Here is a 20,741-nt window from a genome sequence, read left to right as displayed (position 1 = left end):
ATAGTGGCGCGAAAAAGTTACATCGGCAGGTTTAAAAACTCATTTTGATACAGCTTGTTTGCCAAGCTATCGCGAAATTTAGTTGGAAGGAATTTCATTCGATTGATTTGTCTTACCAACTCTTGTGCAAAGCTAGGTGTTTGTTTCATGTTCATCACACTGCCCATTAGATTGATACTCTGAGCATCAAGCAGCTTTTTCGCTTGTTCTAGGTGGTGAGTTGACGTTTCACCATAGGCGACAACCATCAATGTGCTGTCACAGGCACTCGCAACAGACTGTGCAGGGATATTCCCTTTGTTAATATTGAGAAGCGGTGAGGTGTCGATGATGACTCTGTCGTATTTCTCTAGCCATTTGTTGACCACTTTTTGTAACGTTGTCGGGTCTTTATAAGCAAGCTGTGTTGATGCCACTTGAGGTGCCGGGACACCAATAAACATCCGGTGAGACTCAACATGTTCTATTAACTGCCCCTGTTGACTATCTTCTAACATGTTCAAATCTTTGAAAGCGGGGTTGTATAAGTTGAGGTCAACATAAAGCGTAGAATGACCAGCAAGGAGAAAACGTTCTGCTAATGCAGTAGCAACAGAGGTTACCCCGTCACCTGAATGACAGGCAGTCACACAAATCGATTTCTGTCCGTTAAGTTCAGAAGCTAAATACAGTTGCTCGACTTCTGCATGGGTCGCTGAAATTGTCATTATAAAGCTCCTATTAAGACGATCATTGTTGTTAGACGTAATATGTCTTCTAGACCTACACGAGCTTTTTCCATAAAGCTCTCACGGCGATCTGGGATGTAGATAGTGTCACCAGCGCGTAGCACAGGTAGATTGTAAATATTGGCTGTTTTGCTGAATTCAACAAGGTCGAAGGTACGAGCTTGACCTTGGCAACAAGACATATTCACAATGGTAATTTTCTCTACGTAAGCATTGTCAGTAGGGCCTGCCGCTTCTGCCAATATATCTAGAATCGTCATGTTGTCGTTAAACACATAGCGACCTGGGTTGTTAATCGCACCAAGCACACGAACGGTTTCTTCTTTCGGTGTATCTAACCAGTTTTTACCTTTCTCTGGAATGTAAATGGTGTCACCAGTGGTTACATTTGGCAGTAATGATTCGTCACCGGTTTCAAAGTAGAGCGATAGATTGAGTTTACTTACTTTAGAGTAGGTTTTATCACGATGCGTAACACGAACGTTGTGTATATCGGCATCCTTAGTAGGGCCGTCTGCCGCAGACAAGATATCTAGAAAGTGCATGTCTTTGGTGAAGCGGTAACGACCGGGTGCATTCACTTGTCCAAAGATGTAGATCGAAGCATCAGAGCTTTGACGTACCCATTGAGATTTATTGTCTGAAGGATCTTGTGGTAAGTCGTGGACACGGACGATAGAGCCCGCGCGAATTTGGGGCATCAGATCTCGTGGCGCGCCATTTCTGATGAAATCATCAAGATTAAACACAACCATCTTTCTACCTGTCACAACTTCAATTTTTGAGGTGTCCGCTCTCAACGTAGGACCACCGACGTGAGCCAATAATCCCATGAAGTTCATTTCATCTGACCATTCAATACGACCAGGTCGGTTCACTTCACCGATAACGTTAACCGCTCTGTCTGGTGCAATCTTCAACCAAGACTTCTCGTTCATGTCGGTTTTCTCTGGAACGAAAATAGCGTCACCGGCTTTAATACTCGGTGGATTAGAGTTAGGTAGACCTTCTGTGTAAGCCGCTAAATCGAATTTAAGTACTCTGCCATCCGCTTTGATCACACGTATTTGGCGCGATTCTGCAAATCGAGTCGGACCGCCAGCATTGGCAAGGATATCCATGAAAGTAGCGTCTCTTTTTCCTTCAAAAGCGCCGGGAGCGGCAACTTCACCCATCACGTAAACCATGTTGGCACCAGACTTAATCTCTTCTTCTTGCTTCGGTACAAAAATGGTTGCACCCGGGCGTAAGATCGGAAGTAGGCTTTCGTCACCAGAATCTAAATAACGTTTAAGGTTGAACAGCGTAGGCGTGTTGTTTGAAATTACTCGGATTTGCTCAACACTGGCATAACGAGTCACACCGCCCGAGCGCATTAGTACGTCAACAAGATCGGTGCTCTCTTTATAAGTGAACGAACCCGGTGCATTTACTTCGCCAAATACTTTAATTGAATTGCGAGAATCGGCACTGTCACCAGAGTTAGCAAGCTTAGCAGCATCGAATTCTTGTTCAATATTACCTACTAAGGGCGATGCTGGAACAAAAAGCGAATCCAGTGATTGCAGAGTAGGTAGCGTTGATTCGTCACCTGAATCAAGGAAACGTTTGTAGTTAAACTCTTTCTTGTCCGCGCCTCGCTTAAGAATCAATTTGTCCAGTTGTGCTCCCGGACGTAATCCACCGGCTGCGTAAAGCGCCATTTGGATGCTAGAACCCAATGCTAGTGTGTATTCGCCAGGCTGTTCTACATAACCTTGAACGTAAATAATGATTTGTTGTTCTTTGACGTAGACCGAAGCGTTCGAAAGATCTTTATAAGCGGTTGCCAGTGATTCTAGAACGACTTTGTTAAGCTGTTCACTGTCATAACCGGCAACAAATACGGCGCCAACTTCAGGAAGGGTAATGCGGCCACGTTTATCCACTTGGAACCCCGTATTTAACGTACTTTCACCGGGTACGTTTACTTGGATAAGGTCACCGACTTGAACCGCGTCTGAAAACTCTTCGCTCGCATTCACGACACTCGTAAAGCTTAACGATAGGGTGATGATAAAAGCGATCAATAATTTCATAATCCACCTCCCATTTTCTCGGCATTTTTAGGGGAGATAATTTCGATACTCACTCGGCGGTTAGTTAAACGCGTACCGTCTGATTCGCCTTCAAAAAGAGGGACAGTTTCACCCACAGACACGGCTTTAATTCGCTGAGCACCTAAGCCAAAAATAGTTAGGTAGCGTTCGACTTGTTTAGCTCGTCCAAGTGCCAAGTCATCGTTAAATTTTTCGGTACCCGTAGCATCGGCATGACCCGTAACAACAAGGTCTAGAGATTTATGTTCTTTCAGTAGTGTGGTCGCCTCGGCAAGTCGTCCCATGTACTTGGGATTGACTTCGGTAGAGTTTTCCGCGAATTGGTTGTCAACGTTAAGCAGGTCGTACAACTGTTCGATAACCGACAATTGCATTCTAAATTGGTTTTCATTTTTTGGTGGTTCACAGCGGGCTTGTGAGGTCACATAGTCCAGTTGGACTTCAAGTTCGTTTAAGCGTTTTCTTTGAATGACTAGGTCGTTTGCCGCATCTAGAAGCAGGCCTCCTTGTAGTTCACGAGCGATACGATTTTGCTTCTCTATCGCTTGCACAACAGCAGCGGGGAAGCACCAACGGGCGCCTTCTTGAATCAAGGCATCAAGATGTAATTTAGCCAGTTGCCAATCAAAACGTAATCCGTGTTCAGGACCAAGAGGTTCGTCTGGCATCACAGGAGAAAAGTCGGAATTTTGGTAATTAATAGAGTCATAACTTTCAGCCAAACCGCCGGAGCCTTGTTCAGGGTAGCTAGTACAGCCACCTAGAACCAAAGCAGACAGAGAAAGGGCTATGTAGTTTTTCAGTATTTTCATGCCAACGTCCTATGTTTTTACTTTTTATTATTATGTTTTGTTACTTCTAGCTTAGTGGATCTTCATGAATTTGTAGGATTTTTTGAATTTACTGGGATAGCGTGGCCAATACGTAACAAGTTCATAATTTCAAGAGGCTGGCCAGTCACATTTTCAAGTCGCATGTTGCGCTCACGCTCAGTTAGGCGTTTGAACATGTAAACAATCGCGCCAACACCAGATGAATCTAAAAACTCAACTTGGCTAAAATCAACTTCGATTTCAGGGTGGCCATCATTTGAGATTACATCGTCAATATCGGTCTGAGCATCACGGCTACCTGCTGCATCTAAATCACCGAAGATAGAAAGAGTCAGTGTCGTTGTATTTAAATCAATCTTACGTAGTTCCATAGCGATATCTCCTTTTGAGTATGTATGGACAATTGCACTGAATGTGCCAACTTTTATGCTTATATTTTTCAATAGCTTAACTCGAACGCTAATCTCTATCTCATATTGAGAAAGTCGGTTTCTCAATATGAGAACTAAAAATGGGTGAACATTTGAGACCCATAAGTCATTAATTAAATGAATGAAATTGAAAGTTAAATAAGGTTGATGTGTGGATCGCATCTTCTAGCAAAGGTTGTCTACCTACGTGTCAGAACGCTTAGGATTAAAGGCGTTTGTTGACCACTACAGATATCAATACGGAGCAGATGATGAGATTAACTAAATTGGCGATAGCAACTCTATGGGCGTGTTCGCTTTCTTCTCATTCATCCTATTTACCTCCCGACCATTTGGTACTGGCCAATACATACCAACAAGGCATTGATGTTTCTGAATACTGGAAGAGTGAAAAGCTTGATGGGATTCGGGCTCTTTGGGACGGACAACACCTTTATACTCGAAATGGGAATCGCATTTACTCACCGAAGTGGTTTACAAAAAACTTGCCTAAGGTACATCTCGAAGGGGAGTTGTGGGCAGGAAGAGGTCAATTCCACTTAGTCCAATCTACCGTCCTCGATCATACGCCTAGTGACGTAGCGTGGCGCCAAATAGATTTCATGTTGTTTGATATGCCAGGGGCTGCTGGTGATTATCAAAAGCGCTATTACAACATCTTGCATTGGGTAAGCATGATAGGAGAACCTCATGTCAGCTACATCGAACATGTACCGGTTCACAATGAAGAAGCTTTGTTCCATCAACTCGATAACGTCGATGAGAGTAATGGTGAAGGTTTGATGCTTCGTAAGATCACCAGTCGCTATCAAGCAGGCCGAAGTAATGACCTTTTAAAGCTTAAAAGGCATCACGATGCGGAAGCCACGGTTATTGGCTACAAAGGTGGAACAGGGAAGTATAAAGGGATGATGGGTTCTATTTTGGTTCACACAGAAGAGGGTGTAGAATTTTATATTGGAAGTGGGTTCAGTGACCAGATGAGGCTCGCACCGCCCGAAATAGGCAGCCGTATTACTTTTCGATACAATGGCTTTACTCAAAACGGAAAGCCCAAGTTTGCACGCTTTGTTAGAGAGAAGAGTGAATACTAATCTCTGAGTATAAACTAATCGCCCCCAAAATTATTTACAGCCGTAAGCGAAAAGAGCCCTGAAAATCAGAGCTCTTTTTGTATGCAATAACGGCGACACCGGTTTAGCGAGGACGAATCTAACGAGAGCTAAATTCTAACTGAACATCATCGTCTTGTTTATGCATCCAATGCAAACGCATGCCGAGCATAATGGCAGCTGATGTTAGGCCGACAATGAAACCAATCCAGAAGCCATGTGCACCCATAGGTTCAACAATCCAATCTTTCATTCCTAATATGTAGCCGATAGGAAGACCAAGTAACCAATACGCTACGAAGGTAATGTTGAAGATCGAACGCATGTCTTTGTATCCACGCAAAGCACCTGCAGCGATAACTTGGATTGCATCGGTACATTGATAAACCGCAGCGAACAACAACAATTGCATTGCAACGGTAACTACCGCCGTGTTCTCTGTGTAAAGTAACGAAACCTGCTCTCTAAACAATACTGTTAATGCCGCTGTCATAAAGGCGGTTACCAAACCGACGATGATACCCACGTGTGTTGCAATTTTCGCACCTTCAGTGTTGTTTTCACCAAGCTTATGGCCAACACGAATACTCACGGCGGCACCGATACTCATTGGAATCATAAACACGAGAGAAGAGAAATTAATCGCGACTTGGTGTGCGGCAACAACCAATGAACCTAATGGGGCAACCAATAGGGAAACCACTGCGAACAGCGTGACCTCGAAGAAGATAGCGGCAGCAACTGGAAAACCAAGTCTAAACAAACGAATTTGAGCTTTAAGTTGAGGTTTGTGGAACGTCCCGAAGATGTTGATTTTAGCCAAGCGCTTTGATGTTAAAACGTAAGCGAACAGCAGTGCAAACATCACCCAATAGACGATAGCTGTTGCAACGCCACAGCCAACACCACCCAGAGCAGGGGCACCAAGTTTTCCGTATACGAACATCCAGTTTAGCGGGATGTTTAATAGCAAACCGATAAAACCGATCACCATGGCAGGCTTAGTTAAAGACATGCCATCAGTAAAACTTCTCAATGTTTGGAACAGCAAAAACGCAGGCACAGCAAACATCACCGCATTCATATAGCCGATGGTTTTGTCTGCCATGAGTTGCTCAATGTCCATCCATTCCAATATCAGCTGCGTTTGGAATAGCACGCCAATAATAGGTAACGAGATGACGAGCGCTAAAAATGCACCTTGCTGAATCTCGAATGGAATTTTGACTTGGCGGCCTGAACCGTTCAGTTGTGCAACAACAGGAACCAACGCCATCAAAAGACCGACACCAAATAATATTGATGGTAGCCAGATACTTGCTGCAATCGAAACCGCCGCCATATCGATAGCACTTACGCCACCGGCCATTACGGTATCAACAAAACCCATTCCAGTTTGTGCAACAGATGCAATCAAAACTGGTGTCGCAAGTTTGATTAGATTCGAGGATTCTTCTTTGTAACGATGCACAAACAACTCCAAATAAGAGGGAAAATTAGAATAATAGTGTAGGAAAGGACATTCTGAAGGAATCAGAGGCAATGATCTTAAGCTTCCACTGGACGAATCATAAAGAAATGTCACAATAACTGCTATGAAAAACTGTTACTAAAATGCTAAATAGGAATCTTATGTTTACAGGTATCGTTCAAGGCATGGCAACACTGGTTGCAATAAACAAAAAAGAGCTGTTTCAGACTCATACCATTGAGTTAACAGATGAAATGGTTGAGGGATTAGCAATTGGTGCCTCAGTAGCTCATAACGGTTGTTGCTTAACGGTAACGGAAATGTCGGGCAATCAGATTGCTTTTGATTTAATGCAAGCCACATTGCGATTGACGAACTTGGGCCAACTGAATGTTGGTGACAAAGTGAATGTTGAGCGTGCAGCAAAGTTTGGTGACGAAATTGGCGGACATAGCATGTCTGGCCACATTACTCTGATGGGTAACCTCGTTGATGTGATTAAGACAGAAAATAACCGTACGCTTTGGTTTGAGCTGCCGCAAGAATCAATGAAGTATGTGTTGAGCAAGGGCTACATTGGCGTTGATGGTTGTTCATTGACAATCGGTGAAGTGGAAGAGAACCGTTTCTCTGTTCACCTTATCCCAGAAACGCTGAATCGTACTCTGTTTGGCGGCCGTGAAGTAGGCGACCAAGTAAATATTGAATTCGACCCTCAAACACAGGCGATTGTTGATACTGTTGAGCGCGTATTGGCAAACCAGAAATCGTAGTGACGGTTTATCAATAGCATTTGCCCCAAAAGCGACACTAAGTAAAAGTCGAAGATATTAAAAAAGAGCACATTAGGTGCTCTTTTTCTATTTTTGTGTATTTGTATTTTTCTAAGCTAGCCTCAAAATCGAGGTGTAGCTCTAAATCGAGATGTAGATCCAACTCGACAAGAGAGTAGGGGTTAGAAGACTTGTTCGTCGTCTGCATCAATCGAGAGATTAATTCTGTCTCTGACTTCATCTACCTGCATATCGAGGTGAATGGCATTGCAACACGCTGGACAATCGTCATAAAAATCCTGGCTCCCATTAGAAGCATCGAGCGTTATGCTGATTGCATGCCCACAGTGGGGGCACGAGACATGTTTCTCTGTGTATTTATGCATGGCTAATTCTCCTCACTGTAACTTGTCCAAATCGCAGTAGCTTTATAGAACGCAATAGCTAGCTGTGATAGGTATTAAACGGCTTGTATCTTCTGAATGCATGCTTCAGTTTGTGCTAAATATTCGCCGCCAAATTGATTGCAGTGGTTAAGAAGATGGTACAAGTTGTAAATGTCTTTCCGATCAGTATAGCCAACGTCGAGTGGATTGACGCTCTGGTAACCTTCATAAAACTCTTTTGGAAACCCTTCAAACAATTCCGTTAACGCTAAGTCACATTCATGGTCGCCCCAATAACAAGCGGGGTCGTAACAAATTGGCCCAAAGGCTGAATTCGCTACGTTGCCATTCCATAGGTCACCATGAAGCAACGAAGGGCGAGGATTGTGGCCAGCAAGACGCATATTCACCACATCAACGATGTCATCAATATCGCCGAATTCAATGCCTTTCTCTTTTAGCAATTGCAGTTGGAAGCCGATGCGTTGTTCAGAGAAAAAACGCCCCCATTTCTTATGCCAAGGGTTAGGCTGAAGCGTACTACCGATATAATTATCTTGGTCACAACCAAACTCTTTTTGCTCGCCCCATTTATGAAGCTGAGCAAGCTGCACACCAAAATCAAAGCTGTTATTACCGGTATCAAGCGGCTTAGTTGGCAAGTAATTGAGAATAATGAATGAGCATTCTTTGGTTTTACCAATCAGTACCAACTCAGGCACATAAACGGTGGAAGTTTCTCTTAACAAGCGTAAGTTCTCAGCTTCGATTTCAAACTTAGGTAAAAATTCTCGCTGGTTCACTTTTACGAAGTAGCGTTCATTACCATCGCTGATCATATAGCAATCGTTAATGTCACCACCAGAAACCTTGGTACGTTCAGTAATCTGAAAGTTAAATAGAAGAGTATCTGAAAGTTGTTGAGAAATGGCCTGCCACATAGGAAATCCTCAAAGACTGAAAGTTAAAAAATTGAAGGTTAGAAATACTGTTTGTTAGCCATAGTTTAGGATAAATTTGAGCAATTTATAGACGTACTCGTCAATGTTCTTATCTGTTCTTTACCTTATATAGAATCAATTGGCTGATTTGTGAACTCGAACTGATTCAAGCTCTTTGAAATACAAACAGAAATTGGCAATGCGAAGTTATAGAATTGTTTGGAACTGGCCTCACAATCGAAACGGTTTTGGTCGAAACAAACTGGAAAAGTAGTTGGAGCTTGTTATTGTCTACGCATCAACTTAAATGTGCTATTAGAGTAGGTTGAAACGACTATGGTTAACGATAGGGCACGTGACCATCTCAGCTTACTAGCTCTTTACTAACTCTTTAATAGCCGAGTAATGATGGCGTGCTGAGTAATGATGACGTGTAGAGTCTGCAAAGTATCTTGACCAACAGACATCTAGCGACACGTATATATTCAGTTATTGGTTTAATATTTAAGCTGAAACACTAACTAGGATCATTTTAATACGGTTTTTGGTAATAAAGTGATGACAAATCGCTTCATTTACATAGTATTAAGCAAGTACGTATTAATCTGCTCTTGAGCTTAAAACGGAGATTTATTGTGGTTGTAGAAACCGATGGCTATTTGGCTCTGATCGAGCACTTATCGTTTAATCTGGACGTCTTTACAAATAGTAATGGCGATACAGGTAATGAGAGTGTTGAAGACATCATCACAGACATGATTTCAACAAACATCATGGCTATTTTTGAGCAAAATCCAGAGTTGCATTCGAGTGTTCGTTTTCAACTTTTGAAAGAAGCCGATGCTGTGGTAGCGGATTTAGGCGAAGTATTAGCGGGTGTATGGGCTAAGAAAGCGACCAACGAGCAAATTGTATTTCTAGATGAATACATCGCGCTAGTGAAGAATCTATTTGATTCTGCTGTCGCTAAATACGACTAACTATTTGTCCATTTCCTCGTTAGTCATTTTTTCACGATGATTATGTTCACGATGATAGGCGTTTACGTCGTAGCTTTAAAAGTGACCTCGTTTAGCGGTTAAGACTTTAAACCGCTATAAACGCCTAAAGTGCCAAAACTTAGAAGCCCAATAAGGGTTATCCAACCTCGATATAATGACACCTTTCGATGTCGAAGCATGTAGGAATTGATTATTCCCTAAATACACACCTACGTGTCTTACCGTCATCGACGTTTTGAAAAATACCAAATCTCCGCTTGTTGCTTGTCCATACGCTATTTCTTTTCCCTTTTTGCTCTGATCTTTTGTGGTTCTCGGTAGGGCTTGTTGTGTCGCATTTTGCACGGCAATTTGAACAAAAGCGGAGCAATCTACGCCTCGAAATGATGTCCCACCGAAATGGTATGGCACACCTTTCCACTGTTCATACACGCTCATATAAGCGTTTGTAGTCAATTGTTCTGACTTTGATAAGGGTTTCTGTGCGGTTTGACTAAGCTGAGAAGGCGATGGTGACGAGCTACACGCAGCCAATGTTGCTAAAGTTATTGTAACTACAGCCATTTTTCTGAATTTCATATGTAACTCTTCTGACAAAAAACTGAAATAAAAACGTCATCAAGGACTTCTAGTATACGAACTAACTTAAGGATATCTCTTTTCGTAGTCAAACTGGATTTCACATGCCCGACACAAATTTATCAATAAAACCCTCACGTTATACATTCTCGCTCATTCAAACCGTCACTGCTGTATTTATTTCCATTCTTTTACTCGTTAGTTTTTTATCAATGGTTAGCATTCGGGGAGTTGAACGAGTCGGAGGACATTTTGACGCACTTTCAGAACAAGCTTTACCCCTTGCTTTACACAACGCCGAATTAACGCAAAGCGTATTAGAGCAAGTAAAACTTCTCACCTATAGCACCCAGTCAACCGACTTAGATACGCTGAAGTCGACAATGGTTTCAATTGACCAGCTCGCAACAGAGAGTAATACCACGCTTGAGGAACTCCTTTTTATCTCCCAATCTTTTCCTGATGCGATCTCTTTAGAGCAGCAACAAAACCTTATTGATGATATGGCGCAACTGCAAACCATGACTAATACGGTATTGCTGGCACAGATTGAGATTCAAAGTAAGCAAAACCTAATCGACAGTAAAATGGGCGAGTTTCGTTATGGTGTTGGATCTATCGGACCTGAAATGAACCGAATCAGCTCATTCTTGGTTGAAGACAACCCAGAAGCGAGCGATGCAGCGAACCGATTTACATCCAGTGCGTCTGCTATGGCGAACACCTTCCTGATGTTGATGATGCAATCTGACATTGATAAAGCACAAGACGAATACCGTCAATTGAGAAACCGAATCGCAGGCCTTAACTTGGCTTACAGCGATTTTGCCGATTGGCACCCAGACATTGCAGAGTTCGCGAGCTTGACGGCGCCTTACGAGATGGTGAAAGAAGGCTTTACCGAAGAAGGTGTAATCAAACAAATCCTCTTAAAACTCGAACTGGTTCAGCAGCAAGAGCAGAACTTAACGCAAGTCATCACCCTAGCGAATACCGTCATCAGCACATTGAATCAGTTGTCTTCTACCGCTTCCCACCTGATTGATGAAAGTGAACTCGTTGTAAATCAAACCATCACCAACATTGATCGTGTGTTGTTTATCAGCGGGCTAGTGATTGCCATAATCATCGTGCTCTCATGGTTTGTATTACGCCGCTGGATGAATAAAGGGCTTAAAAACATTACTCACCAGTTGAGTTCACTTGCAGATCATGATTTCTCTAAACAAAGTGAACTACTCGGGCCGCTAGAGTTACAGGTTATTACTTCGAAACTCAATACGGTCGTTGATTCCACCGCGGATTCGGTTCGTTTGGTAACGCGCAACTGTGAAACGCTCTATCAAACCGCTGAAGTAAGCCATGACGCTGCCGAGCAAACCAATTCAAGCTTGAACGAGCAGAACGAATCGCTACAGAATATGATCACCACAATTACAGAACTTGAAGCATCCATTGGTGAGATTGCTCGTATCTCGAACGCATCGAATGACGACGCGCAGATAGCAGAAGACGAATCAGTCAATGGTAGCCAAGTGGTCGGCCTTAATCAGAAGCGATTACAAGCACTCGAGCAATCTCTTAGCCTGAATCAAGAATCGATGACGGACTTGGATATTCGCGTTAAACAGATTCGTGAAATGGTCGACGTGATCAGTGGTATTGCAGAAAACACCAATTTACTCGCATTGAATGCCGCAATAGAAGCAGCGCGAGCAGGAGATCAAGGCCGCGGGTTTGCAGTGGTTGCCGATGAAGTACGAAAACTGGCGAGTGGTACCTCCCAGCAAACCACCAATATTCGCAACATGATGAACGAGCTAGTAGCGGCAGCTGATCGCTCACGTGCTTCTGTAACGGAATCGAGAAGCGAAATGGCGAATGCACTGGAAACCAGTGGCGATGTAAAGCAGGCCTTCGAGAAAATCGAATTCGCGGTTAGCCAGATCAAAGGACGTGTTGAGCAAATCATGGTGGCAACCGAACAACAAGCCCGTGCGACTGTAGATGTAACGCATTCAATTACTCGCGTATCTGAGCAGGGGGAAAATACTAAACTGCAACTTGAATCTATGATTGAAAGCTCAGAGCAAGTTGGTGAGATAGCAGGGCACCAACAAGCTATGCTTCACAAGTACGTGCTGAAATAAACGTGCGTGAGAGTTAAGTTAGTGTGCGCAAGAGCTTAAGCACTAGCAGCACTTAATCACTAACTACGCTTATAACGACTATCGATACAGAAGCGCCCTTAAATTCTCACAAGAATCTAAGGGCGTTTTGTTTTGGCATTCAGCTAAGTTTGTATTTAAGCTAACTTCGTTATTAAGATAAGTTTGGTCTCAAGATAAGCTTGAGCCTCAAACGAATTCAAACCTAGTTTTTCGTCGTCGGGAATTGAGTAAATGGCTGACGTAGCATCAGATCTAACCGTTGTTCTTTACCATCTTGAATCTCTGGAACGCCAATATGCACCTTATCGTGGCCAAGCTTTGGTTGAGCGCGGTAAGTCTTAAACCAGATGTCCCACACAGATAAAAAGAAGCCGAAGTTAGAGTGGGTTTCTTTCACAATGACCGAGTGATGAACGCGGTGCATGTCTGGGGTCACAATCACTTTTCTCAATCGCTTATCCACCCATAGCGGAAAACGTCCATTACTGTGGTTAAACATCGCACTCGCATTAAGAACAATTTCAAATATCACGACTGCGATAACAGGGACACCAAGTGCGATCACCAAACTCACTTTAATGAGCATTGAAAGAATCATCTCAATAGGGTGAAAGCGCGTTCCGGTTGTGACATCGATATCTAGGTCCGCATGGTGAACTCGATGTAGCTTCCACAACCAAGGAACACGGTGAAACACCAAGTGCTGCAGGTAAATGGCGCAATCTAACAGTAATACGCAGACCAGAATGGTGAGCTCTTTCGGAAGTGACAGGGTATTGAACAGACCCCATTGGTTTTCTTGCGCGATAACCGCCGCTTGGAATGCTGCGATAGGAATCAGAGTGGCTAATAGAAAGCTGTTCAAAGCAACCAACGCAAAGTTATTCCCCCAACGAAACCATTTGCTTTGAGTCAGTGTTTTTCGCGGAAAACGGTATTCCCAAAGCGCACACAATCCAAAAACGACAATAAAACAAACAAGGCGAAGCAGTGATGGGTCTTGCATGGGAATTCCTTCTATCATTCTAAGGACACTGTAAGTACAATCGTGCCACTTTTCTAGAGTTATCGTTATTGTCCATGAGAATCCACGCTTTTCACCGTTTATATCAACATCGTTTATCCATTGCTACCAAACCGTTTAATGCGCGCGGGTGTAAAGTCGTGCGATGTGAATTCTGTAAAATCAAACAAGACAGCTGTATCTGTGAGCATCAACCTAACGTTAATACGAATGTCGCGACTATGTTGATCTTGTCAGACAACGAAATCTTAAAGCCAAGTAACACTGGCCGTTTGATTGTTGATACGGTTAAGGACAGTTACGCCTACCTTTGGCATCGTACTGAGCCAAATCAAGAGATGTTGGATGTCCTCAAAGATGACAAATACCAACCTGTGATCGTATTCCCTGAAGACTATACCGACGACAAAAAGCGTGTTGTTCAAGATCTGCCACAAATGCGCGACCCAAACAAAACACTGTTGTTGATTTTCATTGATGGCAGTTGGCGCGAAGCACGACGTATCTTCCGTCGGTCAGAGTATCTGCAAGATTTACCGGTGTTGTCGATTGAACCGGAATCGGTTTCTCAATACATGATGCGTAAGTCAGACAACGAACAACATCTATCAACGGCCGAAGTCGCGAGCTTAGTTTTGAAACAAGCCGGTGAAGAGCAGGGTGCTAAGACTTTACAGCTATGGTTTGAAGCATTTCGTGAAAGCTACATGTTGAGTAAGACACGTTATAAATCGGATCCAACCAAGCCAAGCCTGAATGCTTTCATAGAGCATACTAAAAGTGAGACGTCACTCTAACCTTTAACCGCTTTGTGCTGACTTGTTGTTCAAACAGATTCGAACACGAGATAAGTTTGTTATCTATCACGGTTTGTAGGGGGAGTGTTATGGATAATGCTTCCTAGTTGTTTAATTTAAAAATTTTATTTGCCCGAATTTAGGGAAAAATTGGAGAGATTTCATGTATTACGGCTTTGATGTTGGCGGCACAAAAATTGAGTTTGGTGCGTTCAATGAAAAACTTGAGCGAGTAGCAACCGAACGCGTACCAACGCCTACTGAAGATTATCAACTGCTACTTGATACGATTGCCGGTTTGGTAAAAAAATACGATAGCGAATTCTCTTGCGAAGGCAAAATTGGCCTTGGTCTTCCTGGTATGGAAGATGCGGACGACGGCACTATGCTTGTTGTTAACGTACCGGCTTCAACAGGTAAGCCATTACGCAAAGACTTAGAAGCGCTGATTGGTCGTAGTGTTAAAATCGAGAACGATGCGAACTGTTTTGCGCTGTCTGAAGCGTGGGATGATGAATTGAAAGATGAACCATCAGTAGCTGGCCTAATTCTAGGTACTGGTTTTGGTGGTGGTTTGGTTTTTGATGGTAAAGTATTCTCAGGACGTAACCACGTTGCTGGCGAGCTCGGCCATATGCGTCTTCCTATTGATGCATGGTTCCACCTTGGTGACAACGCACCGCTATTGGGTTGTGGTTGTGGTAAGAAAGGTTGTTTAGACAGCTACCTATCTGGTCGCGGCTTTGAACTGATTTATGAGCACTACTTCGGTGAGAAAAAGAAAGCGATTGAAATCATCCAAGCGTACAATGAAGGCGAAGCAAAAGCAGCTGAGCACGTTGACCGTTTCATGGAGCTATTGGCTATCTGTTTCGCAAACCTATTTACTGCACTTGACCCGCATGTTGTAGCTCTAGGTGGTGGACTTTCAAACTTCGAACTTATCTACGAAGAGATGCCAAAGCGTGTTCCTAAATACCTATTGTCTGTAGCGAAATGTCCAAAAATCATCAAAGCGAAGCACGGTGATTCAGGCGGCGTTCGTGGCGCAGCATTCCTTAACATTAAGTAATCGTTACTTACCGTTAACCTAGTTAAGGTTAGATAGTTAAAAGCACAAACAAAAATGCCGCAATCTCAAAAGAGGTTGCGGCATTTTTTATTGTTCGGTGTTTCAGTTTCTTTAGCTCTTAACTTCTTAGCTCTCAAGTGCAAACGAAAAGCTAGAAACTACAGATCGAGAAAAAGAAGCCAGAGGGCTTACTTCTTCTTTTTACCAACACCAAGGTTGTCTTTTTGCTTCAACGTAAGCTTAGTGAAGCCAAGCTTACGGAAATAGTTGTCTTGGTAGTTACGAACCGCTTTAGTATCAGAAATAAACTCAAGCTGTTGCTCAGTTTTTAGGTACTCAGTGATGTCGATGCCTTCGGCTGCAGCTACAGCTTCTTGGATCGTGCGGTGTTCTTGTTTCGAAAACAGTAACTCTTTGTCTTCGTCTTTGTAAGTGTACAGAATGGTACGAGCCATGATGCTCTCCAATAGAATTATTACTTTGCGCGCACTCTACATAAAAACAGTACGTGGCTCAAGGTTATGATAAGAAATCTTAAGATTATCGTTCTAACGTTTAGCGTAATTTAAGCTATTTATCTTTTAGGCAACGAACAGGTTGTCTTTTACAAAACGAACAGAAAAGAAAGCCCCATAATATCGAAAGCTCGATAGAAGGGGCTTCATCTATGTTTTGGCAAAGAGCTTCTCAGTCAATTAAAAAGCGGCCAAGTCAATTTAGGTGTTTGAGCTTTGAATCAAACGCGACCTTGTAGCGGAATGATCGTTACCGTTTCACCAACTTTCACGGTATCAACCGCTGGCGAGATTTCAATTAAGCAGTTCGCTTCGCTCATTGAACGTAAAATACCTGAACCTTGCTTACCGGTTGTTTTCACTTCAAGTACGCCTGATTCGTTCATTGAGAACACACCACGGCTGAACTCCGTACGACCTTGGCGTGAACGCAATTGTTCAGTCGCTACGGCATTTGCTTTCACTGGCGTCCAGTTCGTTTGACCTTGAAGCTTGCGGATCGCTGGCTCTACAAAGTTAATGAACGACACCATCACAGCAACTGGGTTACCCGGTAAACCGAAGAAAGGTTTGTCTTCAATTTTGCCGTAAGCCAGTGGGCGACCAGGACGCATATTGATACGCCAGAAGTTGATTTCACCTAGCTTATCTAACGCAAGCTTGATGTAATCCGCATCACCAACAGATACGCCACCAGAAGTCAGAACCATGTCGGTCTCTAACGACGCAGAGTGCAGCACGTCCATCATCTTCTGCTCATCATCTTCAATGATGCCGTAATCTACGATGTCACAGCCAAGCTTTTGAAGCATGCCGATAATAGTAAAACGATTTGAGTCATAGATAGAGTTTGGTTTTTGCTCGCTGCCCGGTGCTTGAACTTCATCACCCGTGGAGAACACACCCACTTTAACTTTACGCAGGACAGGGCAGGTACCAAAACCTAACGACGCCATCATGCCCATTTCAGGTGCTTCGATGCGTGTACCACGAGTAAAGACAGGTTGGCCGATTTCTAAATCTTCACCCGCCATACGGACATTTTGTCCTACGGAGATTTTAGCGTCTGGGAAGCTAACTGTGTCGCCTTCTTGAACGGCTTGCTCACGCATCACAACCACATCAACACCTTCAGGCATTGGTGCACCCGTCATGATCTTAACGGCTTCACCTTGTTGAACGGTTTTGTCGTAGCTGTGACCAGCCATAACTTCAGCAACCAGTTGGTAACTATCCAGTTCTAAATCTTCACTACGAATTGCGTAGCCATCCATTGCTGAGTTGGTGTTTTGAGGCACATTGATTGGCGAGATCACATCTTCAGCCAACACACGACCGTAGCCCTGCAATAGTTCAACACTCTCTGTGAGATCAAGCGCGTCAATGCTATCAACAATCTTTTGTTGGCCTTGAGTAACGGTTAAACCAGCAGGAGAGAACGAATCACAACACACTGCGGGCGTGTTGTCTTTTGAAGACGAACACGACGCTGTTTTGCTTGTTTGCGAAGAAGGGTCGAATGATTGAGCATATTCGATGATGAAATCACGAATCGCTTCTAAGTCACTGATCGCCATTTGTGGCAGTTCGGATTCCACTTGGCTGTCTGCAGCAATGGCAATAATGTTGTCATCGTTCGGGTATAACCAAGGTTTACCGACTTCATCTCTGTGCAATTCAATTTTAGGGAAAGCGATGTTTTTACAGCCTTCAACCAGAATTAAGTCCAGCGTGTTGGTATCGAAACGTGTCAGAAGGTAATCAAAATCAGCTTCGGCTTCTGGCGTTTCTGTCATCATCACGTGACGATTACGCGATGCAATCAACATTTGATTCGCGCCCGCTTTACGTAAGCGGTAACTGTCTTTACCCGGCTTATCGACATCAAAATCGTGGTGAGCATGTTTAAGAACACCCACTTTTAAACCCGCATCAGTCAACAGCGGAAGCAGAGCTTCAAGTACGGTCGTTTTGCCTGTACCGCTATAAGCAGCAAAGCCCAATAGAGGAAGGTTAGGGCGTTGTTTTGAATCTTTCATTATTGAAGCGTTCCGAATTGGGTGAGTTCTTCTGGCGTGTTCAGATTAACAAAGCAGTTAGGAGAATCGCTAAAATCGACATATTCGGTAACACACTCTTTGTATAGCAAGATGATTTTACGATCACCACGTTCCAAAAACGCTTCTAGCTTTGGCAGAACACGTTTGTGGAATAAGGTGAATACAGGTTGCTTAAATTCGCCATCATGCGCGACAAGAATGTCGCTGTCTTCTTTAACTGCAGAACAAAAACGCTCAACAAGGTCGTCACTGATTTGTGGGCTGTCGCAAGGGACAAAGCCGACCCAGTCTGTGCTCGCGTTTTTAAGGCCAGCATGAATACCGCCCAATGGACCTGGATAGTCAGGGAAGGAATCGGAAACAACCGGAGCAAATGCTTGGTAACTGTCTAAGTTACGGTTGGCATTGATAGTGATGCTGACATCTTGCTGTGACAGCTTGTTTATAACGTATTGAATAAGCGGAGAACCGTTGAGCTCAACAAGTCCTTTATCTTTTCCGCCCATGCGGCTGGCCTGTCCGCCAGCCAAAATAACCCAACTAGTTTGCGTTGGAAGCAGCATAAATATTCTCTTGTGCTTTATCTTTCTGAATAACTTGCAGAAGCGGCGATTCGGTCAAAGTATTGTCTTTGATCCACCATTGCTTCTTACATAAGTCGGTTAACGCGTTAGTTTGGTGACTCGTGATGACTAAACTCGCGCCTCTTTGAAGAAGATCTTCGGCCATTATCACCAATCTTTCAATAGATTCTTTGTCTAAAGAGGCACTTGGTTCATCCATTAGCAAGATTGACGGCTTAAGAATCCAAGCTCGTGCCATTGCAACGCGTTGACGCTCACCACCAGACAACACAGAAATGTGTTCATCTGCCAAGGTTTCTAAACCTACCATTCTCAGCGCATTAATTATTTGAGCTCGCTTATTTTTTTGGCTCTCTTTGTTAAAGCGAATGCCATAAGCGACATTTTGGTACACCGAACCATCAAAAAGATAGGGGGTTTGATGCAGGTAAATAATGTCTTTGAACTTGAGCCTAGGGAATAAGATCTGCTGCCAGCTTTGTGTCGGAGACTGAATGCGGCCAGAGCTTGGCTGAATCAATCCAGACAATATTTTAAGTAGGGTCGTTTTACCCACACCATTATCTCCTTTGAGATAAATGGCATCGTTAGGGCCGATCGACAATTCGGGAATATGGAACAAAACACGCTCTTTGTAGCGCATTGAAATTTGCTGCGTTGTTATTTTTATACTCATGACAGCGTTCCTAAGTTCTTAAATAGCCTTTTCCTCTCACACTGGAAAGGAAAAAGTTAAGGGCTAATGCCAATGCTAATAACACCATACCGAGGGCGACGCCTTGAGCGAATGCGCCTTTGTGGCTTTCCATAGCGATAGCTGTTGGGATGTTTCTTGTCATCCCCATAATGTTGCCACCGACCATCATTGAACAACCAACCTCAGTGACGATACGAGAGAAGGCAGCGATAGTTGCAGCTAAAAGAGGGAAGCGCGTTTCCCAAATTAAGGTACATGCCACACGTGTGGTTGATACACCAAGCGTGCGCGCAGTTTCAACCGCTCGGCGGTCACTGGCTTGCAGAGCGCCATGCATCATCGCGACTAGGATTGGGAAACAGATCAGCATCTGACCTAGAATCATCGCCTTTTGGGTGAACAGTAATTCCCAATCACCGAGTGGGCCAGAACGAGAGAGCATCATGTACATCAACAAACCGATAACCACGGTTGGGATAGCTTGCAGGGTGTTAATCACCGATAACAATGCCCACTTCCCGGGGAACTCGGTATAAGCCAATAAGAAAGCCATAAGGATTGCAGGAACAATCACTAATGAGATGGCGGACAAAGATACGCTGAAAGATACCGCGACGATTTTCCACAATTCGTGGTCAAAACTCACTAGTAGGTTCATTGCATCAATCGTTGTTTGCCATAGGGTCATGAAGTATCTCGTGTGAATCGATAATAGGTCTTTATCGGTAATGACTGATGTTAATCATAGCTGACACAAACTATTTGAGCTTGAATTGGCCAGCTATTGTTTTTAAGAGTGCTTCGTTAACTGTTTAGCTAAGTGTAGTGCTTGTTGGTTTTGACTACACCTTCAACGCTACGCTTTACTTACAACCAACGACTCATTGCTTACAATCAACTATTCTAAGCTTGCAACAAACTATTCTGCGCTCGCAACAAACAGCTGTTTACCGTGCAGTTTAAAGTCGTTAATCAGTTTCTGACCTTTAGGGTTAACCAGCCAATCACTGAATACTTTCGCTGCTTGGTAGTTAATGCTCGGGTAGCGTTCTGGATTAACAAGAATCACTTGGTAAGGGTTAAACAGGTTCGTGTCACCTTGGAAAAGGATTTTAAGATCCAATTTGTTTTGGTAAGCCAACCAAGTACCACGGTCTGTCATGGTGTAGCCTTGCATCTCTGACGCCATGTTCAGAGTAGGGCCCATGCCTTGACCAACACTGCGATAACCACCGAAGTTTGGTTCCATTTTAGTTTGTGCCCAAATACCCATCTCTTTCTTATGAGTACCAGAGTCGTCACCACGAGAAACAAAGGTCACGTTATTGTTCGCGATTGCTTTGAATACATCAGTCACTGCTTTTTGAGATTCAATCTTCGCTGGATCGCTTTGAGGACCAACAATGACAAAGTCGTTGTACATCAGCTTGCGAGGTAGAACCCCGTAACCTTGTTCAACGAAATTCG

General features: G+C 43.5%; 21 protein-coding genes. 6 read left to right on the top strand and 15 right to left on the bottom strand.

All coding sequences use genetic code 11. The features are described from left to right. Positions 1-17 precede the first annotated feature (17 nt). The 4 genes from AACR09_RS20590 to AACR09_RS20575 form a co-directional block, all read right to left on the bottom strand. On the bottom strand, positions 18-707 hold the full coding sequence (locus AACR09_RS20590; protein ID WP_065607006.1) for a tyrosine-protein kinase family protein: 690 nt from the start codon (positions 705-707) through the stop codon (positions 18-20). Then, positions 707-2,806: an SLBB domain-containing protein gene (locus AACR09_RS20585; protein ID WP_017083651.1), complete on the bottom strand. Its 2,100-nt coding sequence runs from the start codon at positions 2,804-2,806 to the stop codon at positions 707-709. The genes AACR09_RS20590 and AACR09_RS20585 overlap by 1 nt, the downstream gene beginning before the upstream one ends. After that, positions 2,803-3,639 carry an OmpA family protein gene (locus AACR09_RS20580; RefSeq protein WP_193835608.1) on the bottom strand — a complete coding sequence of 279 codons (837 nt, stop codon included), beginning with the start codon at positions 3,637-3,639 and terminating at the stop codon, positions 2,803-2,805. The genes AACR09_RS20585 and AACR09_RS20580 overlap by 4 nt, the downstream gene beginning before the upstream one ends. Before the next feature lie 62 nt (positions 3,640-3,701). Then, on the bottom strand, positions 3,702-4,031 hold the full coding sequence (locus AACR09_RS20575; RefSeq protein ID WP_004733793.1) for an STAS domain-containing protein: 330 nt from the start codon (positions 4,029-4,031) through the stop codon (positions 3,702-3,704). Positions 4,032-4,342: 311 nt separating this feature from the next. On the opposite strand from AACR09_RS20575, the gene AACR09_RS20570 reads away from it, so the two are divergent. Then, on the top strand, positions 4,343-5,185 hold the full coding sequence (locus AACR09_RS20570) for a DNA ligase (protein WP_029222951.1): 843 nt from the start codon (positions 4,343-4,345) through the stop codon (positions 5,183-5,185). A gap of 118 nt (positions 5,186-5,303) precedes the next feature. Here AACR09_RS20570 and AACR09_RS20565 read toward each other — a convergent pair whose 3' ends face one another. Further along, positions 5,304-6,674, bottom strand: coding sequence for an MATE family efflux transporter (locus AACR09_RS20565; RefSeq protein ID WP_004733791.1), 1,371 nt, complete (start codon positions 6,672-6,674; stop codon positions 5,304-5,306). Positions 6,675-6,835: 161 nt separating this feature from the next. Between AACR09_RS20565 and AACR09_RS20560 the strand changes: the two genes are divergently transcribed. Continuing rightward, positions 6,836-7,447: a riboflavin synthase subunit alpha gene (locus AACR09_RS20560; RefSeq protein ID WP_193835607.1), complete on the top strand. Its 612-nt coding sequence runs from the start codon at positions 6,836-6,838 to the stop codon at positions 7,445-7,447. A gap of 182 nt (positions 7,448-7,629) precedes the next feature. Here the strand turns inward: AACR09_RS20560 and AACR09_RS20555 are convergent, their stop codons facing one another. Beyond that, positions 7,630-7,833, bottom strand: a complete 204-nt coding sequence (locus tag AACR09_RS20555; protein WP_004733789.1) for a CPXCG motif-containing cysteine-rich protein — start codon at positions 7,831-7,833, stop codon at positions 7,630-7,632. Between the two features lie 74 nt (positions 7,834-7,907). After that, positions 7,908-8,774 carry a fructosamine kinase family protein gene (locus AACR09_RS20550; protein WP_004733788.1) on the bottom strand — a complete coding sequence of 289 codons (867 nt, stop codon included), beginning with the start codon at positions 8,772-8,774 and terminating at the stop codon, positions 7,908-7,910. A gap of 635 nt (positions 8,775-9,409) precedes the next feature. On the opposite strand from AACR09_RS20550, the gene AACR09_RS20545 reads away from it, so the two are divergent. Next, positions 9,410-9,754: a DUF3802 family protein gene (locus AACR09_RS20545; RefSeq protein ID WP_004733787.1), complete on the top strand. Its 345-nt coding sequence runs from the start codon at positions 9,410-9,412 to the stop codon at positions 9,752-9,754. Between the two features lie 114 nt (positions 9,755-9,868). On the opposite strand, the gene AACR09_RS20540 is transcribed toward AACR09_RS20545, so the two are convergent. Beyond that, positions 9,869-10,354, bottom strand: coding sequence for a C40 family peptidase (locus AACR09_RS20540; protein WP_017083653.1), 486 nt, complete (start codon positions 10,352-10,354; stop codon positions 9,869-9,871). A gap of 104 nt (positions 10,355-10,458) precedes the next feature. Here AACR09_RS20540 and AACR09_RS20535 point away from each other — a divergent pair, with 104 nt between their 5' ends. Continuing rightward, the gene (locus AACR09_RS20535; protein WP_193835606.1) at positions 10,459-12,504 is read left to right on the top strand and encodes a methyl-accepting chemotaxis protein; all 2,046 of its coding nucleotides are present in this window, start codon (positions 10,459-10,461) and stop codon (positions 12,502-12,504) included. 223 nt (positions 12,505-12,727) lie between these two features. Here AACR09_RS20535 and AACR09_RS20530 read toward each other — a convergent pair whose 3' ends face one another. Next, complete coding sequence (locus tag AACR09_RS20530) at positions 12,728-13,531, bottom strand: sterol desaturase family protein (protein WP_193835605.1); 804 nt, start codon at positions 13,529-13,531, stop codon at positions 12,728-12,730. A gap of 68 nt (positions 13,532-13,599) precedes the next feature. Here AACR09_RS20530 and AACR09_RS20525 point away from each other — a divergent pair, with 68 nt between their 5' ends. Then, positions 13,600-14,346: a tRNA-uridine aminocarboxypropyltransferase gene (locus AACR09_RS20525; RefSeq protein WP_182796006.1), complete on the top strand. Its 747-nt coding sequence runs from the start codon at positions 13,600-13,602 to the stop codon at positions 14,344-14,346. A 163-nt stretch (positions 14,347-14,509) separates the two neighbouring features. Further along, positions 14,510-15,418 carry an N-acetylglucosamine kinase gene (gene nagK, locus AACR09_RS20520; RefSeq protein WP_004733781.1) on the top strand — a complete coding sequence of 303 codons (909 nt, stop codon included), beginning with the start codon at positions 14,510-14,512 and terminating at the stop codon, positions 15,416-15,418. A gap of 188 nt (positions 15,419-15,606) precedes the next feature. Here the strand turns inward: nagK and AACR09_RS20515 are convergent, their stop codons facing one another. From AACR09_RS20515 to AACR09_RS20490, 6 genes are all read right to left on the bottom strand, one after another. Then, positions 15,607-15,873, bottom strand: a complete 267-nt coding sequence (locus tag AACR09_RS20515) for a DUF2960 family protein (RefSeq protein WP_004733780.1) — start codon at positions 15,871-15,873, stop codon at positions 15,607-15,609. A 281-nt stretch (positions 15,874-16,154) separates the two neighbouring features. Further along, complete coding sequence (locus tag AACR09_RS20510; protein WP_108085707.1) at positions 16,155-17,972, bottom strand: bifunctional molybdopterin-guanine dinucleotide biosynthesis adaptor protein MobB/molybdopterin molybdotransferase MoeA; 1,818 nt, start codon at positions 17,970-17,972, stop codon at positions 16,155-16,157. Continuing rightward, positions 17,972-18,556, bottom strand: a complete 585-nt coding sequence (gene mobA, locus AACR09_RS20505) for a molybdenum cofactor guanylyltransferase MobA (protein WP_004733776.1) — start codon at positions 18,554-18,556, stop codon at positions 17,972-17,974. Before mobA ends, AACR09_RS20510 begins: the two co-directional genes overlap by 1 nt. Continuing rightward, positions 18,534-19,253 carry an energy-coupling factor ABC transporter ATP-binding protein gene (locus AACR09_RS20500; RefSeq protein WP_193835604.1) on the bottom strand — a complete coding sequence of 240 codons (720 nt, stop codon included), beginning with the start codon at positions 19,251-19,253 and terminating at the stop codon, positions 18,534-18,536. Before AACR09_RS20500 ends, mobA begins: the two co-directional genes overlap by 23 nt. 10 nt (positions 19,254-19,263) lie before the next feature. Continuing rightward, a complete protein-coding gene (locus AACR09_RS20495; RefSeq protein ID WP_017068184.1) occupies positions 19,264-19,962 on the bottom strand; it encodes an ABC transporter permease in 699 nt (232 codons plus the stop codon). A 231-nt stretch (positions 19,963-20,193) separates the two neighbouring features. Beyond that, positions 20,194-20,741 (bottom strand): substrate-binding domain-containing protein (locus tag AACR09_RS20490; RefSeq protein ID WP_228010779.1); only part of this gene is annotated, 548 nt, incomplete at its 5' end.

The sequence above is a fragment of the Vibrio sp. OPT20 genome (assembly GCF_963889365.1).
Lineage (GTDB): Bacteria > Pseudomonadota > Gammaproteobacteria > Enterobacterales > Vibrionaceae > Vibrio > Vibrio splendidus.
Note: the sequence above shows the minus strand (reverse complement) of the source record. Positions and strands in the feature narration are given on the sequence as shown.